The organism is Streptomyces kurssanovii (genome assembly GCF_040677245.1).
In the GTDB taxonomy this organism is placed as follows: domain Bacteria; phylum Actinomycetota; class Actinomycetes; order Streptomycetales; family Streptomycetaceae; genus Streptomyces; species Streptomyces kurssanovii.
Genome location: NZ_JBFAQK010000034.1, coordinates 61,697 through 70,005, shown reverse-complemented (window position 1 = coordinate 70,005; position 8,309 = coordinate 61,697). Strand labels below are relative to the sequence as shown.

Below are 8,309 nucleotides of genomic sequence, written 5' to 3'. Positions count from 1 at the left end.
GCCTCGCCGGCGTTTGAGGCGCGGGGGCCCGGGGGCGGAGCCCCCGAAACCACCGCGCGGAGCGCGGTACCGGGTCCGGGTGGAGCCCCCACGTGGCGGAGCCGCACATCGGTACAGCGGGAAGGGGCGGGGTGGGGAAACGCCCCGCGCAGCGGGCGCGGACCCGGGCCCGCGCGGCGGGCACGGACCCGGCGCTAGGGTCGTCGCGCACGACCACGCACCGCCCACCGCTGGGGCCCGCACGAAGGACACCGCATGGACATACCCCGCACCGGCTGGCCCGGCAACGAGCTCGAAGAGGTGCTCGCCGCCTCCCTCGGCAACCCCGCGGCCGGCGGCCGCCTCGTCGAGGTGCTCGGCCGCAGCCCGATATGGGTCCCGCTGCCCAACGGCGGCAGCCAGGAGAGCCGGGACCTCGATCTGCCGACCATGGACATCGACGGCGCCGCGTACGTCCCCGTGTTCAGCTCGGAGCAGCAGTTCCTCCAGTGCGTCGGCGCCCACATGCCGTTCACCGTCGCGCCCGCCAGGGACTTCGCCCGCGGGCTGCCGCCGCAGCTCGGTATCGCCGTCAACCCGGGCGGCGCCGTGGGCGTCCCGTTGCCGCCCGCCGCGGTCGCCGAACTGTGCCGGGTGGGGCGGACGCCGCTCGAGGGTCCGGCCTCCGGCGGCCGGGTGCGGCTCTTCGAGCCGGACTGGCAGGAGGAGCCGGTCGACTTCCTCGCCGCCGCGGCCGGCGAGTTCGAGGCCGTCGGCGTCGTGCTGACGGGCCGCCGCGCGCTCGCCTCCATCGAGGGCGACGCGCCGACGCTCTTCATCGGTGTGCAGCTCTCGTCGTGGGAGGGCATCGAGCGCAACGCCCCCATGGACGCCCTCGGCCGGGCCATGGGCCGGGTCCAGCCGCCGTGGCCGGTCAACCTGGTGCTTCTCGACGTCGCGCAGGATCCGGTGGCCGACTGGATGCTCGAGCGCGTGCGCCCCTTCTATCAACGACAGCACGCGTAGGGCTCGGGTCCGACACGAAAGAGAGACCCTGTGGTCAAGTCTTTGCCAGGAGGGCCGATTAAGCTGGTTTGATGGCCTGACCAGCCTGACAGAGGCTGTGCGGAACGGTGGGACCGAACGAGGGGCGGAACAGGGTGAGTGCGTCAGGCACCGCGGCGGCCGGGCAGGTCGAGCACATGCTGCGCCAGGTGACTCCCGGCCGCTACGACGCGTACGAGGCGCTGCTGCACGCCCTCGCCGACCCCGCGGGCGGCCGGATCTGGATGCTGCTGTGGCACGGACAGCCCGGCTCGCCCGACGCCCAGTACGGCAACATGGAGATCGACGGCGTCTGTTACGCCCCGTGCGTCACCTCCGCCCAGGAGCTGGCCGTCTCCGGCTGGAACCGTGCGCACGAGGTCACCACGGGCCGGGACATCGCCCGTGCCCTCTACCCGGACCGCTGGGGCATCTGGCTGAACCCGCACGCGCCCGGTGGCGGCGTCGGCGTGCCGTGGCTGGATCTGCGCCGTATCGCCACGGGCCTGGACCGGATGCCGGCGGGACCGCTGCGGCTGTCGGACCCGGCGATCGAGATCCCGCAGTTCTACGCCCTGCTCACGCAGAACGCCCACCGCACCCCCGCCGTCCGCTCGCTGCGGCGGGCCTGGGTGCAGCCCGCGGTGGGGCCCGCGTACCTGGCCATCGGTCTGGATCTGTACGACACCGGTCCGCAGTCGGTCGAGACGGTGCGGGGGATGATGCGGCAGTCGGTGGCCGCCGTGCCGGACGGCCTGCCGGTGTCGACCGTGGCCATGTCCGACGAGTACGACCCGGTCACCATGTGGATGCGGGTCAATGCCCGCCCCTTCTACGACCGCGACGCCCACGCGGGGGCCCCGCCCGCCGGCGGCGGGTACGGATATCCTCCGCCGCACACCCGCTGAGCTGGGCCGCTGCGGAAATGACGGGAACGAACTCCGCCGGATGTCAAGGGTGTTAAATCGCCTGGCGGGGATGTCCCGTATCTGCCCGGTTTGTTGAGTGTCCGGGTCTCGAGTAGGTATCACCGCTATCCGGACTGTTCTCCCAGGTGTCTCCCGTCTGTAGTGTTCGGCCGTCAAGACCTCTCCCACGGCGGAACCTCGGGGTGGACCCATGCGAATATTCAAGTCCGGAGCTGTCCGGGCGATCACGGCGGCGGTGGCCGTCGGCCTGATCGCCACCGGCTGCGCCAGCGAGCGGGGCAAGGACGGTGACAAGGGGGGCGACAAGGACACGTTCGTGTTCGCCGGCGCCGGTGACCCCGGCTCCCTCGACCCTGCGCTCGCGAGCGACGGTGAGACCTTCCGGGTCACCCGTCAGGCCTTCGAGGCCCTGCTCGAGCACGAGTCGGGCGGCAGCAAGCTCGTCGGCGGTCTCGCCGAGAAGTGGTCGAGCGACCCGGCCGGCAAGGTGTGGACGTTCAACCTGCGCAAGGGTGTGAAGTTCCACGACGGAGAGACGTTCAACGCCGCCGCGGTCTGCGCGAACTACGACCACTGGTTCAACTGGAAGGGCACCTACCAGTCGAGCGCGGTCTCGTACTACTGGCAGACCATCATGGGTGGCTTCGCCAAGAACGAGGACAAGGAAGCCCCCAAGCCGAACTACAAGTCCTGCACGGCTAAGGACGAGAACACGGCGGTCATCGAGGTCAACGAGCCCTCGGCGAACCTGCCCGGCGGCTTCTCCCTCCAGGCGCTGGCGATCCACTCGCCGAAGGCCCTGAAGGAGTACGCGAAGCAGGACGCGACCGCCAAGGGCGACGCGATCACGTACCCCAAGTACAGCCAGGAGGCCGGCACGGTCGCCGGCACCGGCCCGTACAAGATCACGAAGTGGAACAAGGGCAACAAGGAAGTCACCCTTGAGCGCTTCGACGACTACTGGGGCGAGAAGGCCAAGGTCAAGAACCTGGTCTTCCGCACGATCGACACCGAGGCCGGCCGCCGTCAGGCGCTGCAGGCCGGTGACATCGACGGTTACGACCTGGTCGCCCCGGCCGATGTGAAGACGCTGGAGAAGGAGGGTTACGAGGTCCCGACCCGTGACGTCTTCAACATCTTCTACGTCGGTATGACGCAGTCGAAGAACCCCGCGCTGAAGAAGCTCGAGGTCCGGCAGGCCATCTCGCACGCCATCGACCGCGAGGGCATCGTCAAGACGCAGCTGCCCGAGGGCGGCAAGGCCGCGACCCAGTTCATGCCCGACACGGTCGCCGGTTTCTCGGACAAGGTGAAGACCTACCCGTTCGACACCAACAAGGCCAAGGAGCTCCTCAAGAAGGCCGGTGAGGAGAAGCTCAAGATCGAGTTCTGCTACCCGACCGAGGTCACGCGCCCCTACATGCCGGCGCCGCAGGACATGTTCGAGCGCATGAAGGCGGACCTGGAGAAGGCCGGCATCACGGTCACTCCGAAGGCCATGAAGTGGGCCCCGGACTACCTGGACGCCACCGAGGCCGGCTCCTGCGCCCTGCACATGCTGGGCTGGACCGGTGACTTCAACGACGGCTACAACTTCATCGGCACCTGGTTCGCCGGTCCCGACAAGCAGTGGGGCTTCGACGACAAGAAGGTCTTCGACTCCGTGAACGCCGCGTCGAAGGTCACCGACCCCGCGGGTCGCGTGGAGGCCTACAAGAAGGCCAACGAGACGATCATGGAGTACGTCCCGGGTGTCCCGATCTCGGCCTCCCCGCCGGCGATCGCGTTCGCCAAGAACGTCAACCCGCCGAAGGTCTCCCCGCTGACGCAGGAGAACTTCGCCGAGGTCTCCTTCAAGTAATCGAAACCCCAGCGGGTCCGCCCGGCCACAGAACCTCGGTGGCCGGGCGGACCCGCATCGACGCACGTAAGAAAGGGGCACGCGGGGTGCTGCGACTCGTCGTACGAAGACTGCTACAGCTCATACCCACCCTGCTCGGCCTGTCGGTTCTGCTCTTCCTCTGGCTGAACCGGCTGCCCGGCGGACCCGCCTCAGCGATCCTGGGCGAGCGGGCGACCGAAGCCGAAGTGGCGCGTATCAACCGGGCCCTCGGGCTCGACCAGCCCGTCTACGTCCAGTACTGGCGCTTCCTCAAGCGCATCTTCGAACTGGACCTCGGGACGTCCACCCAGACCGGTCAGCCGGTGTGGGACGAGTTCGCGACGCGGTTCCCGGCGACGGTGGAACTCAGCATCGTCGCGATCGTCATTGCCATCGTTGTCGGCATCCCGATGGGCTACCTGGCGGCCAAGCGCCGCGGTGGCTGGCTCGACGTCGGCGCGGTGTCCGGATCGCTCATCGGCATATGCATCCCGGTCTTCTTCCTCGCACTGATCCTCAAGGGGATCTTCGCCGTCCAGCTGCAGATGTTCCCGAGCTACGGACGGCTCGACACCGGCATGGACGCCACCGACATCACCGGTTTCGCCGTCCTCGACGGACTGCTGACCGGCGAGCTGGACGCCAGCCTGGACGCGATGCACCATCTGATCCTGCCCGCCATCGCGCTGTCCTCCATCCCGCTCGCCGTCATCGTGCGCATGACCCGGGCCAGCGTGCTGGAGGTCCTCGGTGAGGACTACGTCCGCACGGCCGAGTCCAAGGGTCTCGACAAGCGGGTCGTCCGCGGCCGGCACGTGCTGCGCAACGCTCTGCTGCCCGTGGTCACCGCCGTGGGTCTGCTGACCGGAAGCCTGCTCTCCGGCGCGGTGCTGACCGAGTCGGTCTTCTCCTTCAACGGGATCGGCAACTTCATCCGCACCTCGATCGACGCCCGCGATTACCCGGTGCTCGTCGGGTTCATCCTCTTCATCGCGATGGTGTACGTCCTCATCAACCTCCTGGTCGACCTCGCGTACAGCCTTATCGACCCGAGAGTGCGGGTGCACTGACGTGACGACCATGACGAAGAAGGCCGACAAGATCGACCGGCTCGCCGAGCTGATGCAGACGTCGGAGGTCACGAGCGGCGCGAGTCTGTGGCGCGAGGCCATGCGGCGGCTCAAGGCCAGCAAGATGGCCATCATCGGCGCCGTCATCATCGCGCTGTTCGTGCTCCTCGCGATCATCGGACCGTGGCTCGCCCCGCACAGCCCGTCCGCGCAGACGTGGCGCGGCGAAGTCTTCGCCAACAAGGGACAGTTCGTCGGAGCGCGCGGCGAGAACTGGTTCGGCCTCGACCACCTGGGCCGCGACATGTTCTCCCGGATCCTCGTCGGAGCCCGGCAGACCCTGATGGTCGGCGTGGTGTCGATGCTCATCGGTCTGGTCGTCGGCGCGCTCGTCGGCGTTCTGTCCGGCGCCGCGGCGACCCTCGGCGGCAGGACCGGTGAGCGCGTCGACACCGTGATCATGCGCTTCACCGACATCATGCTCTCGCTGCCGTCGCTGCTGCTGGCGGTCTCCATCGCCGCGGTGATGGGCCAGTCGCTGACCACCGTGATGATCGCGGTCGGCGTCGTGCAGATCCCGATCTTCGCGCGACTGCTGCGCGGCTCGATGCTGGTGCAGGGCAGCAGCGACTACGTGCTCGCGGCCAAGGCGCTCGGCATCCGCAAGAAGCGGATCGTCCTCACCCAGATCCTGCCGAACTCGCTCAGCCCGGTGATCGTCCAGGCGACGCTGAGCCTCGCCACCGCGATCATCGAGGCCGCGGCCCTGTCCTACCTGGGCCTCGGCAACCCCGACCCGGCGATCCCGGAGTGGGGCGTCATGCTCGCCCAGGCAGAACGGTTCTTCGACAACGAGCCGATGATGGCGGCCTACCCCGCCATCGGCATCATCATCACCGCCCTCGGCTTCACCCTGCTCGGCGAGGCCATGCGCGAAGCCCTCGACCCGAAGCTGCGAGGCTGAAGTCCCATGGCACTGCTCTCAGTTGAAGAACTCAGCGTCACCTTCACCGCCAAGGGCCGCAAGGACTCCACGGCCGTCGACGGCGTCTCGTTCGACGTCGACCAGGGCCAGGTCGTGGGCCTCGTGGGCGAGTCGGGCTGCGGCAAGTCCGTCACCTCGCTCGCGCTGATGGGCCTGCTGCCCGGCAAGGGCGTGCGGGTCGGCGGGCGCGCGGAGTTCGACGGTCAGGACCTGCTGAGCATGAGCCCGCGCAAGCTGCGGGACATGCGCGGCAGCCAGCTCGCGATGATCTTCCAGGACCCGCTGTCCTCGCTGAACCCGGTCGTCCCCATCGGCGTCCAGGTCACCGAGATCCTCGAGCGCCACCGCGGGCTCAAGGGCGAGGCCGCCCGCAAGGAAGCGGCGAACCTGCTGGACCGGGTCGGCATCCCCGACCCCTCCCGGCGGCTCAAGGAGTACCCGCACCAGCTGTCCGGCGGTATGCGCCAGCGCGCGCTCATCGCCATGGCCGTCGCGTGCGCTCCCCGGCTGCTCATCGCCGACGAGCCGACGACCGCGCTCGACGTGACCATCCAGGCCCAGATCCTGGAACTGCTCAAGGAACTGGTCGACCAGGAGGGCACCGCCCTGCTGATGATCACCCACGACCTGGGCGTCGTGGCCGGCCTCTGCGACCAGGTCAACGTGCTGTACGCGGGCCGGGCCGTCGAATCCGCGGGCCGCCGCGAGCTGTTCGCGCACCCCACCCACCCGTACGCGCACGGTCTGCTCGGGTCCATCCCCCGGCTGGACGCGCCGCGCGGTGAACCGCTCAGCCCCATCCGCGGATCCATCAACGACCGGATCGCCTGGGCGGACGGCTGCGCGTTCGCGCCGCGCTGCGACTACTACACGATGGAGTGCCTGACCGGCACACCCGAACTGACCGAACCACGCGCGGCCGGACACCAGGTGCGTTGCGTCAACCCGGTCCTTCCCAAGCCCAAGGCGGAGGTCTCGGCATGAGCCTGCTCGAACTCGACGACGTGAAGGTCCACTTCCCCGTCAGGAAGGGCGTCCTCTTCAACCGCACGGTCGGCCATGTCTACGCGGTCGACGGTGTGTCGCTGAAGGTCGAGGCCGGCCAGACGTACGGGCTGGTGGGCGAGTCGGGCTGCGGCAAGACGACGCTCGGCCGCGGTGTGCTGCGGCTCGTGGACATCACCGACGGCGAGGTCGTCTTCGACGGGACGGACCTGGCGAAGCTGCCGGAGGAGGAGATGCGCCGGTACCGCCGGCGTCTGCAGATGGTCTTCCAGGACCCGCTCGGCAGCCTCAACCCGCGGCAGAACATCGAGTCGATCCTCAGCGAGGGCATGGCCGCGCACGGGATCGGCAAGGACCAGGACGAGCGCCGGGAGCGGATCAAGGAGATCCTCGCCAAGGTGGGCCTGCCCACCAACGCGCTCTCCCGCTATCCGCACGAGTTCTCCGGCGGCCAGCGCCAGCGCATCGGCATCGCCCGTGCGCTGGTCCTCGAGCCCGACGTGATCATCTGCGACGAGCCGGTCTCGGCGCTCGACGTGTCGGTGCAGGCGCAGGTGATCAACCTGCTGGAGGAGCTCCAGGAGTCGATGGGCCTGACGTACCTCGTCATCGCCCACGACCTCGCGGTCGTCCGGCACATCTCGGACGTCATCGGGGTCATGTACCTCGGTTCCCTCGTGGAGGAGGCGCCGAGCGACGCGCTGTACGCGGGACCCAAGCACCCGTACACCAAGGCGCTCATGTCGGCGGTCCCGGTGCCCGACCCCGAGGTGGAGGACCGCCGCGAGCGGATCCTGCTCCAGGGCGACCTGCCCTCGCCGGCCAACCCGCCGGCCGGCTGCCGCTTCCACACCCGGTGCCCCTGGGCCCAGGACAGGTGCGCGGCCGAGCGCCCGGTGCTGACCGACGTCGGTGACGGGCACAAGGTGGCCTGCCACTTCGCGGCCGAGATCGAGGCGGGGACGCTGGAGCTGACGCGCCCGACCGGCATCGAGGCGGTCACGGAGACCAAGGCCGTCGCGGCGGAGGGCCCCGACGCCGAAAAGGTCGCGATCCCGGCGCAGTCGTCCGGGGACGAGCCGGCGGAGAAGAAGGCGGAGACGCAGGAGCAGGAGCAGGACTCCGCGGAGGCGGAGGAGCCGGCGAAGGCGGACGCTCCCGCGAAGGCCGAGGCGGACGCTCCCGTGAAGGCCGAGGCTCCGGCCAAGGCCGACGACGACGACGTCGAGGCTGACGCTCCGGCCGAGGCCGACGCTCCCGCCAAGACGGACGACGTGCCGCCCGCGGACGACGCCGGTGCGGGTAAGGCCGACGCCGACGACGCCGACGACGCCGACGACGCCGACGACGCCGACGACGCCGACGCTCCGGAGTCGGACGCCTCCGGCGCGGAGTCGGCCAAGACCGGCTGACGG

Annotated in this window: 7 protein-coding genes; all 7 read left to right on the top strand. The window is 69.5% G+C overall.

Annotated elements, in window-relative coordinates:
* Positions 1 to 255 precede the first annotated feature (255 nt).
* The 7 genes from AB0K36_RS22750 to AB0K36_RS22720 all read left to right on the top strand — a co-directional run bounded on the left by AB0K36_RS22750 (position 256) and on the right by AB0K36_RS22720 (position 8,306).
* Entirely contained in the window at positions 256 to 1,005 is a 750-nt protein-coding gene (locus tag AB0K36_RS22750; protein ID WP_364597317.1) for an enhanced serine sensitivity protein SseB, read from the top strand.
* 134 nt (positions 1,006 to 1,139) lie between these two features.
* Positions 1,140 to 1,931 (top strand): enhanced serine sensitivity protein SseB C-terminal domain-containing protein, encoded by a 792-nt coding sequence (locus AB0K36_RS22745; RefSeq protein WP_189471307.1) that lies wholly within the window; start codon positions 1,140 to 1,142, stop codon positions 1,929 to 1,931.
* Between the two features lie 211 nt (positions 1,932 to 2,142).
* Entirely contained in the window at positions 2,143 to 3,813 is a 1,671-nt protein-coding gene (locus AB0K36_RS22740) for an ABC transporter substrate-binding protein (protein WP_364597314.1), read from the top strand.
* 86 nt (positions 3,814 to 3,899) lie between these two features.
* Complete coding sequence (locus AB0K36_RS22735) at positions 3,900 to 4,904, top strand: ABC transporter permease (protein ID WP_364597311.1); 1,005 nt, start codon at positions 3,900 to 3,902, stop codon at positions 4,902 to 4,904.
* Between the two features lie 10 nt (positions 4,905 to 4,914).
* On the top strand, positions 4,915 to 5,868 hold the full coding sequence (locus AB0K36_RS22730; protein WP_364597320.1) for an ABC transporter permease: 954 nt from the start codon (positions 4,915 to 4,917) through the stop codon (positions 5,866 to 5,868).
* A gap of 6 nt (positions 5,869 to 5,874) precedes the next feature.
* Positions 5,875 to 6,873, top strand: a complete 999-nt coding sequence (locus tag AB0K36_RS22725; protein ID WP_364597308.1) for an ABC transporter ATP-binding protein — start codon at positions 5,875 to 5,877, stop codon at positions 6,871 to 6,873.
* Positions 6,870 to 8,306 (top strand): ABC transporter ATP-binding protein, encoded by a 1,437-nt coding sequence (locus AB0K36_RS22720; protein WP_364597305.1) that lies wholly within the window; start codon positions 6,870 to 6,872, stop codon positions 8,304 to 8,306. The genes AB0K36_RS22725 and AB0K36_RS22720 overlap by 4 nt, the downstream gene beginning before the upstream one ends.
* Positions 8,307 to 8,309: the final 3 nt, after the last annotated feature.